Annotated in this window: 16 protein-coding genes; 13 read left to right on the top strand and 3 right to left on the bottom strand. The window is 55.3% G+C overall.

The window, feature by feature from the left end; genetic code table 11:
- Positions 1–163 precede the first annotated feature (163 nt).
- Together purE and purK are read left to right on the top strand one after the other, a co-directional pair.
- Complete coding sequence (gene purE / locus EC840_RS09590; RefSeq protein WP_112287560.1) at positions 164–673, top strand: 5-(carboxyamino)imidazole ribonucleotide mutase; 510 nt, start codon at positions 164–166, stop codon at positions 671–673.
- Positions 670–1,734 carry a 5-(carboxyamino)imidazole ribonucleotide synthase gene (gene purK / locus EC840_RS09585; protein WP_132965091.1) on the top strand — a complete coding sequence of 355 codons (1,065 nt, stop codon included), beginning with the start codon at positions 670–672 and terminating at the stop codon, positions 1,732–1,734. The genes purE and purK overlap by 4 nt, the downstream gene beginning before the upstream one ends.
- 155 nt (positions 1,735–1,889) lie before the next feature.
- Here purK and ybbP read toward each other — a convergent pair whose 3' ends face one another.
- A complete protein-coding gene (ybbP, locus tag EC840_RS09580; RefSeq protein ID WP_132965089.1) occupies positions 1,890–4,322 on the bottom strand; it encodes a putative ABC transporter permease subunit YbbP in 2,433 nt (810 codons plus the stop codon).
- Entirely contained in the window at positions 4,319–5,005 is a 687-nt protein-coding gene (gene ybbA / locus EC840_RS09575) for a putative ABC transporter ATP-binding protein YbbA (protein ID WP_112287557.1), read from the bottom strand. Before ybbA ends, ybbP begins: the two co-directional genes overlap by 4 nt.
- Between ybbA and tesA the strand changes: the two genes are divergently transcribed.
- From tesA to EC840_RS09550, 5 genes are all read left to right on the top strand, one after another.
- Positions 4,976–5,605, top strand: a complete 630-nt coding sequence (tesA, locus tag EC840_RS09570) for a multifunctional acyl-CoA thioesterase I/protease I/lysophospholipase L1 (protein ID WP_113876252.1) — start codon at positions 4,976–4,978, stop codon at positions 5,603–5,605. The genes ybbA and tesA overlap by 30 nt on opposite strands.
- A gap of 120 nt (positions 5,606–5,725) precedes the next feature.
- Positions 5,726–6,502 carry an SDR family oxidoreductase gene (locus EC840_RS09565; RefSeq protein ID WP_132965087.1) on the top strand — a complete coding sequence of 259 codons (777 nt, stop codon included), beginning with the start codon at positions 5,726–5,728 and terminating at the stop codon, positions 6,500–6,502.
- 208 nt (positions 6,503–6,710) lie between these two features.
- On the top strand, positions 6,711–7,568 hold the full coding sequence (locus EC840_RS09560) for a co-chaperone YbbN (protein ID WP_112287555.1): 858 nt from the start codon (positions 6,711–6,713) through the stop codon (positions 7,566–7,568).
- A 236-nt stretch (positions 7,569–7,804) separates the two neighbouring features.
- Positions 7,805–8,725: an SPFH domain-containing protein gene (locus tag EC840_RS09555; RefSeq protein ID WP_095925004.1), complete on the top strand. Its 921-nt coding sequence runs from the start codon at positions 7,805–7,807 to the stop codon at positions 8,723–8,725.
- On the top strand, positions 8,725–9,180 hold the full coding sequence (locus tag EC840_RS09550) for an NfeD family protein (RefSeq protein WP_132965085.1): 456 nt from the start codon (positions 8,725–8,727) through the stop codon (positions 9,178–9,180). Before EC840_RS09555 ends, EC840_RS09550 begins: the two co-directional genes overlap by 1 nt.
- Positions 9,181–9,189: 9 nt before the next feature.
- Here the strand turns inward: EC840_RS09550 and cueR are convergent, their stop codons facing one another.
- Positions 9,190–9,591 (bottom strand): Cu(I)-responsive transcriptional regulator, encoded by a 402-nt coding sequence (gene cueR / locus EC840_RS09545; protein WP_112287553.1) that lies wholly within the window; start codon positions 9,589–9,591, stop codon positions 9,190–9,192.
- A 145-nt stretch (positions 9,592–9,736) separates the two neighbouring features.
- Here cueR and copA point away from each other — a divergent pair, with 145 nt between their 5' ends.
- The 6 genes from copA to EC840_RS09515 all read left to right on the top strand — a co-directional run bounded on the left by copA (position 9,737) and on the right by EC840_RS09515 (position 18,468).
- Positions 9,737–12,268 (top strand): copper-exporting P-type ATPase CopA, encoded by a 2,532-nt coding sequence (gene copA, locus EC840_RS09540; protein ID WP_132965083.1) that lies wholly within the window; start codon positions 9,737–9,739, stop codon positions 12,266–12,268.
- A gap of 90 nt (positions 12,269–12,358) precedes the next feature.
- On the top strand, positions 12,359–13,159 hold the full coding sequence (locus tag EC840_RS09535; RefSeq protein ID WP_113876117.1) for a TraB/GumN family protein: 801 nt from the start codon (positions 12,359–12,361) through the stop codon (positions 13,157–13,159).
- Between the two features lie 251 nt (positions 13,160–13,410).
- Positions 13,411–13,890 (top strand): Cys-tRNA(Pro)/Cys-tRNA(Cys) deacylase YbaK, encoded by a 480-nt coding sequence (ybaK, locus tag EC840_RS09530; RefSeq protein WP_120160751.1) that lies wholly within the window; start codon positions 13,411–13,413, stop codon positions 13,888–13,890.
- A 45-nt stretch (positions 13,891–13,935) separates the two neighbouring features.
- On the top strand, positions 13,936–15,147 hold the full coding sequence (locus EC840_RS09525; RefSeq protein WP_120160753.1) for an MFS transporter: 1,212 nt from the start codon (positions 13,936–13,938) through the stop codon (positions 15,145–15,147).
- Positions 15,148–15,384: 237 nt separating this feature from the next.
- Positions 15,385–17,076 carry a YbaL family putative K(+) efflux transporter gene (gene ybaL / locus EC840_RS09520; RefSeq protein ID WP_113876120.1) on the top strand — a complete coding sequence of 564 codons (1,692 nt, stop codon included), beginning with the start codon at positions 15,385–15,387 and terminating at the stop codon, positions 17,074–17,076.
- Positions 17,077–17,223: 147 nt separating this feature from the next.
- Positions 17,224–18,468 (top strand): sensor domain-containing diguanylate cyclase, encoded by a 1,245-nt coding sequence (locus EC840_RS09515; RefSeq protein WP_132965081.1) that lies wholly within the window; start codon positions 17,224–17,226, stop codon positions 18,466–18,468.
- Positions 18,469–18,473 lie beyond the last annotated feature (5 nt).

Raw genomic sequence — 18,473 nt, 5'->3', positions numbered from 1 at the left:
AGTTTGTCTTTAATATATTGGTTTGGATTATACAAATCTGCCGCCAACTTCTCATCAAAAATGCGCCGTTTTCCGGCCACGCAACCGTTTTCCTCCCTCTCGGAGCGTGTTATCATTTGCGCCCTCGCAGTTTCTATTTCCGAATCACAGGAGCTTTAAAGACATGTCATCCAACGTTACCCCGGCAAAAATCGCCATCGTTATGGGGTCTAAAAGTGACTGGGCGACCATGCAGTTCGCCGCCGAAGTTCTCACAACGCTGAATATTCCTTTCCATGTCGATATCGTCTCCGCTCACCGCACACCGGATAAATTGTTCACTTTCGCTGAGCAGGCTTCTGCCAATGGCTTTGATGTGATCATCGCGGGTGCCGGTGGCGCAGCACATTTACCAGGCATGCTGGCGGCAAAAACGCTGGTGCCGGTACTCGGTGTTCCGGTTCAGAGTGCTGCCCTGAGTGGCATCGACAGTCTGTATTCCATCGTACAAATGCCACGTGGTATTCCGGTCGGTACGCTGGCGATCGGAAAAGCCGGTGCTGCTAACGCCGCTTTGCTGGCCGCACAAATTCTGGCGCTTCACGATGCTGAGATTGCTAAAAATCTGGCTGCATGGCGCACTGCACAAACTGACGAAGTGCTGAATAATCCCGATCCGCGGGAGGAAGCATGAAGCCGGTTTGCGTCCTTGGAAACGGTCAGTTAGGCCGGATGCTGCGTCAGGCTGGTGAACCGCTGGGCATCGCCGTATATCCCGTCGGACTTGATGCCGAACCGGAAGCCGTGCCATATCAGCAAAGCGTGATCACCGCTGAAATCGAACGCTGGCCGGAAACTGCACTGACCCGCGAACTGGCAACGCACAACGCGTTTGTTAACCGCGAGACTTTCCCACGTCTGGCTGACCGCCTGACGCAAAAACAGTTGCTCGACCAGCTCGGTCTGGCAACTGCGCCGTGGCAGTTGCTGGCTGATGCCGCCGAATGGCCGCAGGTTTTCTCTCAGCTTGGCGAACTGGCGATTGTTAAACGTCGCGTCGGCGGGTACGACGGCCGTGGTCAGTGGCGCTTACGTTCTGGCGAAGAAAAGACTCTGCCACAGGATTGCTACGGCGAATGCATCGTTGAGCAGGGCATCAATTTTTCCGGCGAAGTTTCGCTGGTGGGCGCACGCGGTCACGACGGCAACACTGTGTTTTATCCGCTGACCCACAACCTGCATCAGGACGGCATTTTGCGCACCAGCGTCGCATTGCCGCAGCCGGACACAGCCCTGCAACAGCAGGCAGAAAGCATGCTGTCAGCCATTCTCAACGAACTGAATTATGTCGGCGTGATGGCGATGGAATGTTTCGTGGTCAGCGAAGGTTTGCTGATCAATGAGCTGGCTCCGCGCGTTCACAACAGCGGTCACTGGACGCAAAACGGCGCGTCCTACAGCCAGTTTGAGATGCATTTGCGCGCCATCCTTGGTCTGCCGCTGCCGAAACCGGTCGTCAGTACGCCGTCGGTGATGGTGAATCTGATTGGCACGGATGTGTCAGAAGAGTGGCTGAGCCTGCCGCTGGTCAATCTGCACTGGTACGAGAAAGACGTGCGTCCGGGTCGTAAAGTCGGACACCTGAATCTCAACGACGCCAGCGCCAGCCTGCTGAAAGACACTCTCAACGCACTGCTCCCGATGCTGCCGTCAGAATACGCCAGCGGCATTGAATGGGCAGTTGAAAAGCTTTGATTTGAGCACCTCCTTATTAAAAGGAGATGCTCTGGTAACCTAAATAATTCGAGTTACAGGAAGGCGGCAAGTCAAGGAATCCCGATGAGCTTACTCAGGTAAGTGATTCGGGTGACTAAACGCAGCCAACGCACCTGTGGCTCGAAGTATGACGGTTACGAGTCGTATTGCCGGAATAATGCCCGCCCCCGCAACAACCGCACACCCAGCCAGCCACCGCAGACGGACAACAACACCGCGCTAACCACCGGCACCGCAATCCACATCAGGTAATTCGGTTCCCACGGGAAATCGAACACTTTGCGTTGCAGCAGCCACAGTGCGGCTTCCGCGCCAATCGCGGCAGCGATACCCGCCACCAGACCAAGTACGGCAAACTCACACCACAGCGTCCGGTGCAGCATTTTTTTGCTGGCCCCCAGAGTGCGGTAAACGATCAGCTCCTGACGGCGCTGACGCATGCCGACCTGAATCTGTGCGAGTAATAACAATCCACCGCACAGCATCACCAGCAGAACCATCACTTCCAGCGCCCTGCTTACCTGCTGTAAGACCTGACCGACCTGCCGCAGGATAGAACCAATATCCAGCAAACTCAGCGTCGGGAACTGGCGGTTTAGCTGTGTAATGGTGCTGACATCCCCGTGATAACGGAAACTGGTCAGCCAGCTTTGCGGCTGGGCGTCCAGCGCTCCCGGCGGGAAGATGAAGTAGAAATTCGGCTTCAGGCTGTCCCAGTCCACTTTCCGCAGGCTGGTGATTTTGGCACTGAATTCCTGCGTATCGCCGCTAAACGTCACGGTATCGCCAGGCTTCAGCCCCAGGCGCCCCGCCAGCCCTTCATCTATCGACACTTCACCGGCCTTCGGTGGCCCGTTGCCCGCGACCAGCGGATTATGATCCGGCAGCCCCTCCATCCAGGTCAGATTCAGCTCACGGTTCACCGCTTCGCCGCCCGCATCGTCCGGTTTGATGATATCCGTGGCAACCTTGTCGTTAATCTTCGTCAGACGCACGCGCACAATCGGATAGAAGGTTTCCGGCTCCGCTTTATGCTGATGCAGGAAGTCCTTCACCTGCGGAATTTGCTCTTTGGTGATATTAAGCAGGAAGTAATTCGGGCTGTCCGGCGGCAGCTGTTGTTCCCAGCGATCCAGTAAATCCCCGCGCATCACCAGCAGCAACGCCAGTAACATAAACGACATCGAGAACGCCGCCAGCTGGCTGAGCGTCACCCACGGCTGGCGCAGCAGGCGGTTTACCGCCAGACGCAGCGGTAACTGACGAAACGTCAGCTTGCGTAGCAACAACAGCGCCCCCCAGCCAATCACACCGAGCAGCAGCGAAAGTACCAGCACGCCCGCCAGCAGTGACCAGAGCAGCGAACTGCCGCCCATCAGTGCCGCCAGCAGACCGACGACCACCAGCACCATCACCGGCAGGAAATACCGCAGCGGCCAGACATTCGCCACCACGTCATTGCGCAGCACACGCAGCGGCTGGGTTGCCAGTAACTGGCGATACGGGCGGATACCGATCAGCAGCGAGATCACCACCATCGCGCCCATCGACCACACCCACGGCCAGCCACCGGCAGGCGGTAACGCGGCAGGCAGAACCGGCGCCAGCACTTTCATCAGCACGGCTTCGAACAGCAGGCCGACCACGCTGCCGCAAATTCCCGCCAGCACCAGCACCGCCAGCCACTGACCGATGATCAGTTTTTGCAGCGCCTTTTTCCCGGCTCCCAGCGTTTTCAGCACCGCAACCAGATCGTAACGGCTGCGGCAGTAATGCCCCATCGACACGGCAATGGCAGCAATCGACAGCATCAGCGTCAGCAGCGCCGACAATGTGAGGAACTGCTGAGAACGTTGTAATGATTTGCCCAGCGCGCCCTCGGAGTCTTCCATGCCGCTCCAGCGCTGATCGGGCTTGAGCAGGCTTTTTATCGCCTCGCCGTAAGTCTGAATAGCCTGCGGAGAACCGGCAAACATATAACGATAAGTCAGGCGACTGCCCGGCTGAATGGCTCCGGTTTTCGGTACGTCAGCCAGATTCATGATCACGCGGGGCGCGGTCTGAAACGGGTTAAACCCCGAATCCGGTTCCTGAACAATCACTCCGGCAATTTTCAGCGTGGTATCGCCGACGTCCAGATTGTCACCGACTTTCACGTTCAGCAGCGCCAGTAAACGCGGCGCGACCAGAACGGTTCCCGGCTGAGGTTTCAGCCCTGCCGGTTCGGTTTGTAACGCGCCATAAAGCGGATACGCCAGATCGGTGGCTTTGACGGCCGCCAGCTGCGGCGTTTCACCGGCAAAGGTCATGGTCATAAACGAGAGCTGACGGCTGACTTTGAGCCCCTGCGTCTGCGCATCTTGCAACCAGGCTTCGGTAATCGGATGCGCGGAACGCAACACGCGATCGCCTGCGATAAATTCGCGGCTTTGCTGACTCAGCCCTTTGTCCATGCGGTCGCTGATGCTGCCGAGCGCCAGCACACAGGCGACCGCCAGCGTCAGCGCCAGCCAGACAATCAGCAGCGAAGGCGATCGCCATTCCCGCCAGAACCAGCGCCAGATCATGCTTCCTCCCACAATTTCCCGTCGCGCAGACGTAAGCGCCGCTGGCAACGCGCCGCCAGCTGTTCATCATGCGTGACCAGGATCAGCGTGGTCGCCGCGTCGCGGTTCAGTGAGAACAACAAGTCGACGATACGTTCGCCGGTTGCGCGATCCAGATTGCCGGTCGGCTCATCGGCAAACAGCAGTTTAGGTTTACCGATAAATGCCCGCGCCAGCGCCACACGCTGCTGTTCGCCGCCGGAAAGCTGCGCCGGAAGATGATGCAGACGCCCGCCCAGCCCGAGACTTTCCAGCAACTGCACCGCCTGCTGACGGCTGCTGCTGTCGCTTTCGCCGCGCAACAGCGCAGGAAGTTGCACATTTTCCAGCGCGTTGAGCGTCGGCACCAGCATGAACGACTGGAACACAAAGCCGACATTTTTTGCCCGCAACGCTGCGCGCCCTTCCTCATTAAGTTCGCCAAGAGATTTGCCCAGCAACTTCACGTCGCCGCTGGTGCCATCATCCAGCCCGGCAAGAATGCCGAGCAGAGTGGATTTACCGGAACCGGATTCGCCAATCAGGGCAATTGTCTGGGCAGGTTTGACAACCAGCTCCACACCGGACAGGATGGTGAGCTGACCTTCACCCTGACCGACGTGCTTACTTAAATGATGAACTTCAAGAACATTTTCCGCTGGCATCTCCCCTTCCTTATGTTGTTAGGATTATTGAGTTTTCGCGCCGTTGCTGCTGATAACTTGCTGATTATTGGCGATAGTTTGAGTGCTGTCTATCGCCTTCCGGTAGCCGAATCGTGGCCGACATTACTGAATAACAAATGGCAAAAAGAAGGTGACAAGCCCACCATTATTAACGCCAGCATCAGCGGCGATACCGCTGAACAAGGGCTGGCGCGTTTGCAAACGTTGCTGGAACAACACCATCCGCGCTGGGTGCTGATTGAACTGGGCGCTAACGACGGATTGCGCGGTTTCCCGCCGCAAACCATTTCGCAAACGCTGACGCAGATAATCAGTCAGGTCAAACAGGCCAATGCCCAACCGCTGCTGATGCAAATCCGCCTGCCCCCTAATTATGGCCGTCGCTACGGGGATGCGTTCTACGCTATTTATCCGGCGCTGGCGAAGCAGGAAAATATCCCGCTGGTGCCGTTCTTTATGGAACAGGTCGCCGTTAAACCTGAATGGATGCAGGACGACGGTTTGCATCCGGCACTGGCAGCCCAGTCGTTTATTGCCGGCTGGATGTCAGAAAAACTCACACCGCTGCTGACGCATTAAGTTTAAAATACGACGAATAAAATAATACCGGGACGTGAGTAAAACCAAGACGTTACCTTTTCATCCGACTCCCTAGTAAATCACAGTCATAAAAAATAGGGACATCCCACAGGTAAAGTTATGCAAAAAGCTGTATTAATCACCGGTTGTTCAAGCGGTATCGGGCTGGTTGCCGCACAGGATTTACGCGCTCGTGGCTACCGGGTACTGGCGGCATGCCGCAAAACGCAAGATATCGACACGCTGCAACAAATGGGTTTTGAAACTGTTCAGCTCGATCTTGATAACAAACAGAGTGTGGAACGCGCCGCCGCCGAGGTCATCGCGCTGACGGGAAACCGTCTGTACGCCCTGTTTAATAACGCGGGTTACGGCGTTTACGGGCCGCTTAATACCATCAGCCGTGAACAGTTCGAGCAACAATTCTCTACCAATCTGTTTGGCACGCATCAGCTGACGCAGCTTTTGCTGCCGGCCATGTTGCCGCACGGCGAAGGACGTATCATCCAGACCAGTTCGGTGATGGGGCTGATTACCACGCCGCGTCGTGGCGTTTATGCCGCCAGTAAATTTGCGCTGGAAGCCTGGTCCGACACGCTGCGTATGGAGCTGCACGGCACGGGAATTCAGGTCAGCCTGATTGAACCCGGCCCGCTGAGCAGTAATTTCACCGCCAATGTCAGTCAGTCACAAGCCGATCAGCCGGTAGAAAATCCGGGTATTGCGCGACGTTTTACCCTCAAGCCGGAGGCAGTCTTACCCAAACTGCACCATGCTTTAGAAAACCCGCGCGCGCGTTTTCGTTATCCGGTCACGCTGGTCGCCCATGCACTGACGGTGCTTAAACGCCTGTTGCCAGCCCGTTTGCTGGACAAAATATTACGCGGAAACAGCTAAGTAAAAACGATAAGGGGTTGAAGCGGCACGAGTCGCCCCCATTTGTTCTTAAATACTTTACATTTCTATACCCTAAATAATTCGGGTTGCGGGAAGGCGGCCAGTTCACGAGATACCGGGAGCTTAGATAACTCAGTGACCGGGATGAGTGAGCGCAGCCAACGCATCAGCAGCTCGAAGTATGACGGGTAGCGGAGAGACAGAATTCATGCTTGCACAACCTACAGTAATCGATATCAACGAATCCAACCTGCACCAGACGCTGGAACAATCCATGTCTGTGCCGGTGATGTTCTATTTCTGGTCTGAACGCAGCCAGCATTGCCTGCAACTGGGGCCGATTCTCGACAAACTGGCTGTGGAATACGCCGGTCAGCTGATCCTGGCTAAAGTAGACTGCGATGCCGAGCAGATGATTGCTCAGCAGTTTGGTCTGCGTTCAATTCCTGCCGTGTACCTGTTTAAAGACGGTCAGCCTGTCGATGGTTTCCAGGGACCACAGCCGGAAGAAGTCATCCGCGAACTGCTGCAAAAAGTGTTGCCGAAAGAAGAAGAGCTGAAGCTGGCTCAGGCGCAGGAAATGTTGCAGGCGGGCAATGTGGCGGAAGCCCTGCCGCTGCTGAAAGATGCCTGGCAGCTGAGCAATTACCGCAGTGATATCGGCTTGCTGCTGGCGGAAACGCAAATTCATCTGAACCGCACCGATGATGCCGAAGCCGTGCTGGCGACCATTCCGTTACAGGATAAAGATTCCCGTTATCAGGGGCTGATCGCGCAAATCGAGTTGCTGAAACAGGCCGCCGACACGCCGGAAATTCAGCTATTGCAACAGGAACTCCAGCAGGATCCTGAGAACGCTGAACTCATCGTCAAACTCAGCCTGCAATTGCATCAGGTCGGGCGCAACGAAGAAGCGCTTGAACTGCTGATGGCGCCGCTGAAAAAAGATTTAGGCGCAGCGAACGGTGCAGCGCGTAAAACGCTGATGGATATCATGGCCGCTCTCGGTACCGGCGATGCGCTGGCTGCCAAATATCGCCGCCAGTTATATTCTCTGCTGTATTAATTCATACGGCCCGGCTGTAAAATATCAGACGCACGTCACTGAACAGGACGTGCGTTTTTTTTGAGCTTTCCCCCGCCTTTTATCCCCTGAACTATCCTTTATTAATACGATGTAACGGTTATTTGTGCGACAATTCATCACACACTTTGCCGGTCGGCAAATGTGCCAGGGACATGTTTTTACTCGACTATTTCATCCGGAATAGTCAGGACACAGTTTTACAGGAGTTTCACACTATGTTTGATCTGATTCCCATTCCTATCCTTATTCTGATCGTGCTGGCGCTGCTGGTGGTTTACGCCGGGATCAAAATTGTGCCTCAGGGTTATCAGTGGACTGTCGAGCGCTTCGGCCGTTACACCAAAACGCTGATGCCGGGGCTGAATCTGGTGGTGCCATTTGTTGACCGCATCGGCCGTAAAATCAATATGATGGAACAGGTGCTGGATATTCCTTCTCAGGAAGTGATTTCTCGCGATAACGCCAACGTTGCCATTGACGCCGTGTGCTTTATTCAGGTGATTGACCCGGCGCGTGCCGCGTATGAAGTCAGCAATCTGGAACAGGCGATCGTTAACCTGACCATGACCAACTTCCGTACGGTTCTGGGTTCGATGGAACTTGACGAAATGCTGTCACAACGTGACAACATCAACGCACGTTTGCTGCATATCGTCGACGAAGCCACCAATCCGTGGGGCGTCAAAATCACCCGTATCGAAATCCGCGATGTGCGTCCGCCTGCTGAACTGATCTCCGCCATGAACGCGCAGATGAAGGCCGAACGTACAAAACGTGCCGATATTCTCGAAGCTGAAGGCGTGCGTCAGTCTGCCATTTTGCGTGCTGAAGGTGAAAAGCAGTCACAGATCCTGAAAGCGGAAGGTGAGCGTCAGTCAGCGTTCCTGCAGGCCGAAGCGCGTGAACGTGCGGCGGAAGCCGAAGCCCAGGCAACCAAAATGGTGTCTGAAGCGATTGAAGCCGGTAGCGTGCAGGCGATTAACTACTTCGTGGCACAAAAATATACCGATGCACTGACCAAGATCGGTTCTGCTAATAACAGCAAAATCATCATGATGCCGCTGGATGCCACCAGTCTGATGGGCTCCATTGGCGGGATTGCTGAGCTGCTGAAAGAAACCAAAGGCGGCAAATAATGCTGCACGATTTCATGGCAAATCCGCACGTATTCTGGCTGTCTCTGGGCGGCATGTTGCTGGCGGCTGAGCTGGTGGGTGCGAGTGGTTACTTGCTGTGGAGCGGCGTGGCGGCGGCCTTAGTGGGCGCTGTCACGTGGATCCTGCCGTTGCCGTGGGAATGGTCAGGCACGGCGTTTGCGCTGCTGACCATTCTGGCGGCGTGGCTGTGGTGGAAGTGGCTGAATCAGCGTGTCGACAAAAGTGCAGGCAATTCAGCGCTGAACCAGCGCGGTCAGCAGTTAGTAGGCACTCACGCCACCGTGCTGGAACCGGTCACTAACCAGTTTACGCGGGTCCAGATCGGAGACAGCAGTTGGCGGGCAATTTGCGCGTCGCCGCTGAACGTCGGTGACAAAGTGGTGATCACCGGCGTAGAAGGCGCGACGCTGCGCGTGGAACCTGAGGCTCGCTAAAACAAAATCTCAGTGCTTATGACAGCATCCGCTGAGGTTATCAATGATCGGGCAGTCTGCCCCCTCGTCACCCGGACAGGCATCCGCCAGCGTCAGTAAGCGCTCACGCATCACTTTCAGTTCTTCAATGTGCCGTGCAATTTCGGCGGCCTTTTCTAATGTCCGCGCTTTCACGTCCGCACTGTGGCGATCCGGGTTGTGGAATAACGCCACCAGTTCCTGACACTCTTCCAGCGTGAATCCGACCTGCCGCGCCTGACGCAATAACGTCAGCTCTTCGATATGTTTTTGCGCATAACTGCGGTAGCCGTTCTCACTGCGAGCCGGTGCGGTAACCAGCCCCTTCTCTTCATAAAATCGTATCGCTTTACTGGTGAGACCGGTTTTTTTCGCTACATCACTGATGTTCATTTCGCCTCCACGACAAGCTGATTGTTGCGCATGATACGAACATCATACGCCATGAAATTAAAATAACAGAGACTGCGGCTTGACCTTCCCCTTGCTGGAAGGTTTATCCTCTGTCCTGAGTGAAGTTAACCCAAGGAAAATGATCATGACAACCACCGTATTATCTTTGCAAGGCCTGTCCTGCGGGCACTGCGTGGCTTCAACGCGTAAAGCGCTGGAAGCCGTGGAAGGCACGACTGCCGTTGAAGTTTCTCTGGATAAAGCCATCGTCAAAGGCGATGCCAGCAGCCAGAGTCTGGTCGATGCCGTGATTAACGCCGGTTATGAAGCACAGGTGGTGGAGGACGCATCCCCAAAATCTGAGCCGCTGACCGATAAGGCGAAAGTTTTGCCGGAACCCCTGTCAGCGGCGGCGTCACCTGTTCCGGCAGAAACTCATGCACCACAAACCGCCGACGACAGCGTGCAGCTGTTGCTCAGCGGGATGAGCTGCGCCAGTTGTGTCAGTAAAGTGCAGCGGGCGCTGGAAGGCGTAAATGGCGTCGAACGGGCACGCGTCAATCTGGCGGAACGCAGTGCGCTGGTCAGCGGTAATGCCGACCAGAATGCGCTGATTGCCGCCGTTGAACAGGCCGGTTACGGCGCCGAAATCATTATCGACGAAACTAAACGCCGTGAGCGCCAGCAACAAACCTCACGCAAAAGTATGATTCGCTTCAGCTGGCAGGCGGCTCTTGGCTTAGCTGCGGGTATCCCGATGATGTTATGGGGATTACTCGGCGGTGACATGATGGTGACCGCCGGCAACCAGACCGGCTGGTTGATTGTCGGCCTGCTGACGTTGCTGATCATGATTGTCGCGGGCGGCCATTTTTACCGCAGTGCCTGGAAAAGCCTGATGCACGGCAGCGCCAATATGGACACGCTGGTGTCGCTCGGTACCGGCGCGGCCTGGATATTTTCCTTCGCCGTCAGCCTGTGGCCGGAGGCGTTCCCGATGCAGGCACGTCATCTTTATTATGAAGCCAGCGTGATGATTATTGGTCTGATTAACCTCGGCCACGCGCTGGAACAACGCGGACGTCAGCGTTCGTCTCAGGCACTTGAACGTTTGCTGGATCTGACCCCGCCGACCGCACGCGTGGTTACCGAAGAAGGCGAGAAAACTCTGCCGCTGGCTGACGTTCAGCAAGGAATGATGCTGCGCCTGACGACCGGTGACCGTGTGCCGGTGGACGGCGAAATTCAACGTGGTGAAGCCTGGATGGATGAGGCGATGCTGACCGGTGAGCCGATCCCTCAGCAAAAATCGCAGGGTGAAAAAGTGCATGCCGGTACGCTGGTGAAAGACGGCAGCGTGCTGTTCCGTGCAGATGCCATCGGCAGCCAGACCACCCTTTCACGCATTATTAATCTGGTGCGTGAAGCCCAAAGCAGTAAACCTGAAATCGGTAAGCTGGCGGATAAAATCTCTGCTGTCTTCGTACCGGTTGTGGTGCTGATTGCGTTATTCAGCGGTGCCATCTGGTACTTCTTTGGTCCGCAACCGCAACTGATGTATACGCTGGTGATTGTCACAACGGTACTGATTATCGCCTGTCCTTGTGCGCTCGGTCTGGCAACGCCGATGTCGATTACCGCCGGTGTCGGACGCGCCGCTGAGTTTGGTGTGCTGGTGCGCGATGCCGATGCACTGCAAAAAGCCAGTACGCTTTCCACGCTGGTGTTTGATAAAACCGGCACGCTGACCGAAGGCCAGCCAAAAGTGACAGACATTCATACGTTCAGCGGTTTCAGTGAACAACAGGTTTTACGGTTTGCAGCCGCACTGGAAAAAGGTTCACACCATCCTCTTGCTCAGGCCATTGTCGAAAAAGCGCAAGGGCTGGAAATCCCTGATATCGCGAATTTCCGTACCCTTGGCGGGCTGGGTTTGCGCGGTGACGTGGAAGAACAATCCCTGCTGCTGGGCAATCAGGCGCTGATGCATGAAAACGGGGTGGATACTCAGGCGGCTGACACGTTGCTGGATACGTTAGCCAGCGAAGGTGCCACGCCGGTATTGCTGGCTGCTAACGGTAAGATTGCGGCGCTGTTTGCCCTGCGGGATCCGCTGCGTGAAGACAGCGTCAGTGCGTTGCAACGCCTGCATCAGCTGGGTTATCAGCTGGTGATGCTGACCGGCGACAACCCGCGAACTGCGCAAGCTATTGCGGCGCAGGCGGGAATTGACACGGTGATTGCCGGCGTGCGTCCGGAAGGGAAAGCCGACGCCATCAAAGCGTTGCAGGCCAAAGGGCAGCAGGTCGCGATGATTGGCGACGGCATTAACGATGCTCCGGCGCTGGCTCAGGCGGATGTCGGTATTGCGATGGGTAGCGGCAGCGACGTGGCAATTGAAACCGCGGCGATTACGCTGATGCGCCCGGGCCTGAACGGTGTCGCCGATGCGCTGGCAATGTCTCAGGCGACACTGCGAAATATGAAGCAAAACCTGCTGGGTGCTTTTGTTTACAACGTGATTGGTATTCCGGTTGCCGCCGGTGTGCTTTATCCGCTGACCGGAACTCTGCTCAGCCCGATAGTGGCGGGTGCTGCGATGGCGCTGTCTTCCATCACGGTGGTCGCCAACGCAAACCGTCTGTTGCGCTTTTCACCTAAAAAAGGACAGTCTTGAAAAACACGCCGAAAAAACAAGACGTTTCCCCTATTCGCTAAACCGCAGGCGCGTTAGCATGGTCTCTCATTTTTCGGGAGACCCTGCATTATGGCGCCGTTTTTAAACCAGGCATTCAGCTGGCTTCGCCGGCTTTTTCCCGCTGAGTATTCCTATCCCGCCCTGGATATCCGGCTTCCCGGCAATCGCTATCTGCATCTGGTCGGCAGCATTCATATGGGCACGCAGGATATGCAACCGCTGCCTGCGCAACTGTTGCGCCGCCTGAAAAAAGCCGATGCGCTGATAGTCGAGGCAGATATCAGCGGCACCGATTCCCCTTTCAGTATGACCGGCGAATATCCTCCGCTGGCTGAACGCCTTTCTGAATCGCAATATCTGCACGTCGAGCGTTTATGCGAAGAACTGGGTGTGTCGATGTGGACGCTTAATCCTTTGCCGTCATGGCAGGTCGCGCTGATGTTGCAGGCCACGCAGGCGCAGCGTCTCGGACTGCGCGGAAATTACGGCATCGATTATCAGCTGTTGCACAACGCTAAAGAGCAGAACACGCCGGTCATTGAACTGGAAGGGCCGGAGGAGCAGTTTGCGCTGTTGCAGCAACTTCCTGACGACGGGCTCGGACTGCTGGAAGATACCCTGACGCACTGGCACACCAACGCGCGCCTGTTGCAAACCATGATCAGCTGGTGGCTGGACAGCAAACCGGGGCTGGCGGTCGAGCAGCTTCCGAATACTTTTAGCAGTGATTTATACGATGTGCTGATGAATCAGCGAAATGTGCGCTGGAAAAAACAGCTGCTGGACTTACCTGCAGGAAACTATGTGGTCGCAGTCGGTGCGCTGCATTTGTACGGCGAAGGGAATTTGCCGGAGCTGCTGAAAGGATAAAAAAATGGCCGGTTTTTAAGGCCGGCCAGTCAAAGAGGAATTTCATTTTATTAGTTATAGCTTCAGTACCGGCCTTTTCAGGCACAGCACCGGCGCGCACAGGGTATCAATCTGCGACGGGTCTTGGCAATAACCATTCATTGCTCTACTATTTCATCCTCGCTCAGTAATCATACTTTATTGTTTGTTTTCATCAGATTGAGCTGATGACTATTTTCCGAACAAAAAAGTAAATAAAATAGGCGGTAATCATGACACCCGCGGTCATCCTCCTGGAAAAAAACAACGTCAGCTTTACCCTTCACCCGTACGAACACAGCAGCGATGAAACCAATTTTGGCGATGAAGCCGTGAAAAAACTCGGGCTTGATGCGCGCCAGGTTTATAAAACGCTGCTCGTTTCGCTCAACGGCGATGCCAAAAATCTGGCCGTTGCCGTCACGCCGGTGGCGTCGAAGCTGGATTTAAAAAAGGTCGCCAAAGCCCTGAAAGCGAAAAAAGCCGATATGGCAGATCCGGCTATCGCCCAGCGCATCACCGGTTATCTGGTCGGCGGCATCAGCCCGCTGGGACAGAAAAAACTGCTGCCGACGGTGATCGACAGTCCGGCGCAGACGTTTTCCACGATTTATGTTTCAGGCGGTAAACGCGGACTTGATATTGAACTGGCGGCAGGCGATCTTTGCCGTTTACTCAAAGGCCAGTTTGCCGATATCGCTAAAGTCGACTGACAGGCAGGTACTCTGCACCTCTACAATAAGAAGGCTTCCCCCGCTATGACAGACACGACGTCAACGCCAGTCAGCCCGCAGAAAGACGCAGTCAAAAAGACTGCGTTTTCTATTCTGGCGGCGATCAGCGTTTCTCATCTGCTCAATGACATGATTCAGTCGCTGATACTGGCGATTTATCCGTTACTGCAAAACCAGTTTTCCCTGAGCTTTACGCAAATCGGCCTGATTACCCTGACGTACCAGATAACCGCCTCGCTGTTGCAACCGCTTATCGGCTATTACACTGACAAGCATCCGCAACCCTATTCTCTGCCGATCGGCATGGGCTTTACGCTCTCCGGCCTGCTGTTGCTGGCGGTCGCGCAGAGTTTCCCGGTGGTGTTGCTGGCGGCGGCGCTGGTTGGCACAGGCTCTTCGGTGTTCCATCCTGAATCGTCGCGCGTGGCACGTATGGCTTCCGGCGGACGTCACGGACTGGCGCAGTCGCTGTTCCAGGTCGGTGGCAATCTGGGTTCTTCACTTGGCCCGTTACTCGCGGCGCTGATCATCGCGCCTTACGGTAAAGGCAACGTCGCATGGTTCTCGCTGGCGGCGCTGCTGGGGATTGTCGTGCTGCTGCAAATCAGTAAATGGTATCGCCAGCAAAATCAGATCGCCAAAAAGCGTGGCCCGGTGAACAGCAATATCACCCTGCTGCCACGTAAAACCGTGGCGATGTCGATGGGTATTCTGCTGGTGCTGATTTTCTCAAAGTATTTCTACCTGACCAGCCTGAGCAGTTATTACACCTTTTACCTGATCCATAAATTTGGCGTCTCGGTACAAAGCGCGCAAATCCATTTGTTCGTCTTCCTGTTTGCCGTCGCAGCAGGCACCATTATCGGCGGGCCGGTGGGCGATAGGATTGGGCGCAAATACGTCATATGGGTCTCAATTCTGGGTGTCGCGCCATTTACGCTACTTTTGCCTCATGCCAATCTGATGTGGACCAGCGTGCTGAGCGTGATTATCGGTGTGATCCTGGCCTCGGCATTCTCAGCCATTCTGGTGTTCGCGCAGGAGCTGATGCCGGGCAAAGTCGGCATGGTTTCCGGCCTGTTCTTCGGTCTGGCCTTTGGTATGGGCGGGCTGGGCGCTGCGGTTCTCGGCTATGTGGCGGATAAAACCAGCATCGAACTGGTGTATCAGATTTGTGCCTTCCTGCCGTTGCTTGGGATCCTGACAGCATTCCTGCCAAATATTGAACGCAAATAGCCCTTAACCTTTCCTTCCCGGCTGCCGATAGTTAAATATCGGCAGCGTCTGAACCCCTATTCCCTTGATATCTGCCTGATAAAACCCATTTAAATCCCGCGTTGGAATTTTTTTTATCGTCTGCTGATGATTTTTAATAAAAAAGGCCAAAATTCCCCAACGCGAAAACGATTTTTACCATAAACTTAGAAACAATCAGCAACATATTTGCTTTATGCATAACCAGAAGGAGTCTGAATGCATCATTCTACGCCTCTCATCACTACCATCGTTGGCGGTCTGGTCCTGGCTTTCCTGTTAGGAATGCTTGCCAACCGCCTGCGTATTTCTCCTCTGGTTGGCTATCTCGCCGCTGGCGTGCTGGCCGGCCCTTTTACACCGGGCTTCGTTGCAGACACCTCACTGGCACCGGAACTGGCTGAAATCGGCGTCATTCTGCTGATGTTTGGCGTCGGTCTGCATTTTTCCCTGAAAGATCTCCTCGCCGTAAAGTCGATAGCCATTCCCGGCGCTGTAGCGCAAATCGCGGTAGCGACGCTGCTTGGGATGGGGTTATCAAGTCTGATGGGCTGGGATCTGGCGACCGGGCTGGTGTTCGGGCTGTGTTTGTCCACCGCCAGTACCGTGGTGCTGTTGCGTGCTCTGGAAGAGCGGCAACTGATTGACAGCCAGCGCGGGCAAATCGCCATCGGCTGGCTGATTGTTGAAGATCTGGTGATGGTGCTGACGCTGGTTCTGCTGCCTGCGTTCAGCGGCATGCTGGAAAGCCATCATTCCAGCCCGGTCGAACTGCTGACCGGACTGGCAGTGACCATTGGTAAAGTGATTGCGTTCATGGTGCTGATGATGGTGGTCGGCCGCCGCGTGGTACCGTGGATCCTCGCCAAAACCGCCAGTACCGGTTCACGCGAACTGTTTACGCTGTCTGTTCTGGCGCTGGCGCTGGGCATCGCGTACGGCGCCGTCGAATTCTTTGACGTGTCGTTCGCGCTGGGTGCGTTCTTCGCCGGTATGGTGCTCAATGAATCCGAACTCAGCCAGCGTGCGGCGCACGACACGTTACCGCTGCGCGATGCGTTTGCGGTACTGTTCTTCGTCTCGGTTGGCATGTTATTCGACCCGATGATTCTGGTGCGTGAACCGCTGACCGTGATCGCCACGCTGGCGATCATCGTGTTCGGTAAATCCATTGCCGCGTTCCTGCTGGTGAAAATGTTCGGGCACTCCAAACGCACCGCGCTGACGATTTCCGTCAGTCTGGCGCAGATTGGTGAATTCGCCTTTATTCTCGCAGGCCTTGGGATTTCACTGGGTTTACTGTCTGAACATGGCCGCAATCTGGTACTGGCGGGGGCCATTCTGTCGATTATGTTTAACCCGCTGCTGTTCACGTTGCTTGAAAAATATCTGGCGAAAACAGAAACCATCGAAGACCAGAGCGTTGAAGAAGCCGTTGAAGACGAGAAGCAAATCCCGTTCGATTTATGCAATCACGCACTGCTGGTCGGTTATGGACGTGTCGGCAGCCTGCTCGGTGAGAAACTTCAGGCCGCCGGAATTCCGCTGGTGGTGATTGAAAATTCGCGTCCGCGTGTCGAAGCGCTGCGCGATCAGGGCATCAGCACGGTGCTGGGCAATGCTGCCAATCAGGAAGTGATGGATCTGGCGCGGCTCGACTGCGCCCGCTGGCTGCTGGTGACCATTCCCAATGGTTATGAAGCCGGTGAAATCGTCGCCTCCGCCCGCTCCAAGCGACCAAATATTGAGATTATCGCCCGTGCGCATTATGACGATGAAGTCACCTACATCATGGAGCGCGGTGCCGATCGCGTGGTGATGGGCGAGCGGGAAATCGCCAACAGCATGCTGGGTATGTTGCAAATCGACACCCTGACCGAAGACGAAAAAAGGCCGTTTTGCCCGATCTGATTTGTTCCTGACGCCGGGCGCAGTACTTTTGCTGCGCCTGCGCCCTTTCCCGCAAAAAATTCCCTTTAACTTTCGCGACATAAAAAACACCTAATCAGATCATTTCGCGGTATTCTCTTTTTATGTCAAAAATTGACCGGTACTGCGATGTTGCTATCCCATCTGGAAACATTGAACATTTTGAGCACGCCGGTCTGGGTTGTCTCAGTACATAACCAGCAAATTATTTTCGCTAATACGGCGGCCCGAAAACTTGCGGGTAACAGTTTGCTGGGCCCCCTGCGCAACGGTCAGTTTTCGGTCCAGTCTTTGCAATCCCTCGAGTCCTATCTGCCTCATCTGCAAAAAGGCGATCAGGTCATTGAAATCTGGACCATCCACAAAGAAGGCCGCGCCTTTCCCCTGAGCTGTCGTCTTTCTCTGGCACAGTTTGGCTTGCAGGAACCGGTCATCGTGTTCGAAGGAACGCACACCTCCGCGGCCAACGTTCCGGCACCCGGTTCGTTCCTGAGCGAAGCCCGACCTTACCGCCGTGATCAGAGCGGTTTCTATGAGCGATTTTTCCAGACTAATACGGCGCCAATGCTGCTGATTGACCCTGCTAATAACGGGCAGATTGTCGATGCGAATCTGGCGGCGACACGTTTCTATGGCTATACACGCGACGAAATGTGCATGAGACACACCTGGGAAATCAATGCAATGGGCCAGGACGTGCTGCCGGTGATGCATGAAATCGCCCGTCTGCCCGGCGGACATAAACCGCTGACCTTTGTGCACAAACTGGCGGACGGTAATCTGCGCCATGTGCAGACTTACGCCGGCCCGGTGGACGTGGATGGCGTGCGGCTGATGCTGTGCATCATTCACGATATTACCGAGCAAAAGCGCCTTGAGCAGGAGCTGGAACACGCCGCACTCCGTGATCCGCTGACCGGACTGGGCAACCGCCGCCAGTTTATGCAACTGGTAGAAAACGCGCGGACGCAAAATCCGCAACGCACGCACAATTTCAGTCTGATGCTGGTCGATGCCGATCATTTCAAAGCAATTAACGATCAGCACGGGCATAACAAAGGCGATGATGCACTGGTGATGCTGGCGAGAACGCTGGAAACGGGGATCCGCGAAAGCGATACCGTATTCCGCTGGGGTGGCGAGGAGTTTCTGATTTTGCTGCCGCTGACCGGTCTGGAAGGCGCATTACATGTCGCGGAAACACTGCGTACGGCCGTAGAACGGTTTGCCCGCCCTGATCTGCCGTCGGTCACGGTCAGCGTCGGAGTGGTGCAATACGAAACCGGTGAAGATTTTACCAGCCTGTTTAAACGGGTGGATGACGCGTTATATCGCGCAAAAACGTCAGGCAGGAATCAGGTTCAGGCGGGCTGAGGGCA

It is taken from the genome of Rahnella sp. JUb53, assembly GCF_004346065.1.
GTDB lineage: Bacteria > Pseudomonadota > Gammaproteobacteria > Enterobacterales > Enterobacteriaceae > Rahnella > Rahnella variigena.
Note: the sequence above shows the minus strand (reverse complement) of the source record. Positions and strands in the feature narration are given on the sequence as shown.

Bases quoted from the DNA above. Each gene is read 5' to 3' on its own strand.
- tesA (WP_113876252.1), top strand. From the start codon at position 4,976: ATGAACTTCAAGAACATTTTCCGCTGGCATCTCCCCTTCCTTATGTTG.
- EC840_RS09565 (WP_132965087.1), top strand. From the start codon at position 5,726: ATGCAAAAAGCTGTATTAATCACCGGTTGTTCAAGCGGTATCGGGCTG.
- ybbA (WP_112287557.1), bottom strand. From the start codon at position 5,005: ATGCCAGCGGAAAATGTTCTTGAAGTTCATCATTTAAGTAAGCACGTC.
- purK (WP_132965091.1), top strand. From the start codon at position 670: ATGAAGCCGGTTTGCGTCCTTGGAAACGGTCAGTTAGGCCGGATGCTG.
- purE (WP_112287560.1), top strand. From the start codon at position 164: ATGTCATCCAACGTTACCCCGGCAAAAATCGCCATCGTTATGGGGTCT.
- EC840_RS09560 (WP_112287555.1), top strand. From the start codon at position 6,711: ATGCTTGCACAACCTACAGTAATCGATATCAACGAATCCAACCTGCAC.
- EC840_RS09550 (WP_132965085.1), top strand. From the start codon at position 8,725: ATGCTGCACGATTTCATGGCAAATCCGCACGTATTCTGGCTGTCTCTG.
- ybaK (WP_120160751.1), top strand. From the start codon at position 13,411: ATGACACCCGCGGTCATCCTCCTGGAAAAAAACAACGTCAGCTTTACC.
- EC840_RS09535 (WP_113876117.1), top strand. From the start codon at position 12,359: ATGGCGCCGTTTTTAAACCAGGCATTCAGCTGGCTTCGCCGGCTTTTT.
- cueR (WP_112287553.1), bottom strand. From the start codon at position 9,591: ATGAACATCAGTGATGTAGCGAAAAAAACCGGTCTCACCAGTAAAGCG.
- copA (WP_132965083.1), top strand. From the start codon at position 9,737: ATGACAACCACCGTATTATCTTTGCAAGGCCTGTCCTGCGGGCACTGC.
- EC840_RS09515 (WP_132965081.1), top strand. From the start codon at position 17,224: ATGTTGCTATCCCATCTGGAAACATTGAACATTTTGAGCACGCCGGTC.
- EC840_RS09525 (WP_120160753.1), top strand. From the start codon at position 13,936: ATGACAGACACGACGTCAACGCCAGTCAGCCCGCAGAAAGACGCAGTC.
- EC840_RS09555 (WP_095925004.1), top strand. From the start codon at position 7,805: ATGTTTGATCTGATTCCCATTCCTATCCTTATTCTGATCGTGCTGGCG.
- ybbP (WP_132965089.1), bottom strand. From the start codon at position 4,322: ATGATCTGGCGCTGGTTCTGGCGGGAATGGCGATCGCCTTCGCTGCTG.
- ybaL (WP_113876120.1), top strand. From the start codon at position 15,385: ATGCATCATTCTACGCCTCTCATCACTACCATCGTTGGCGGTCTGGTC.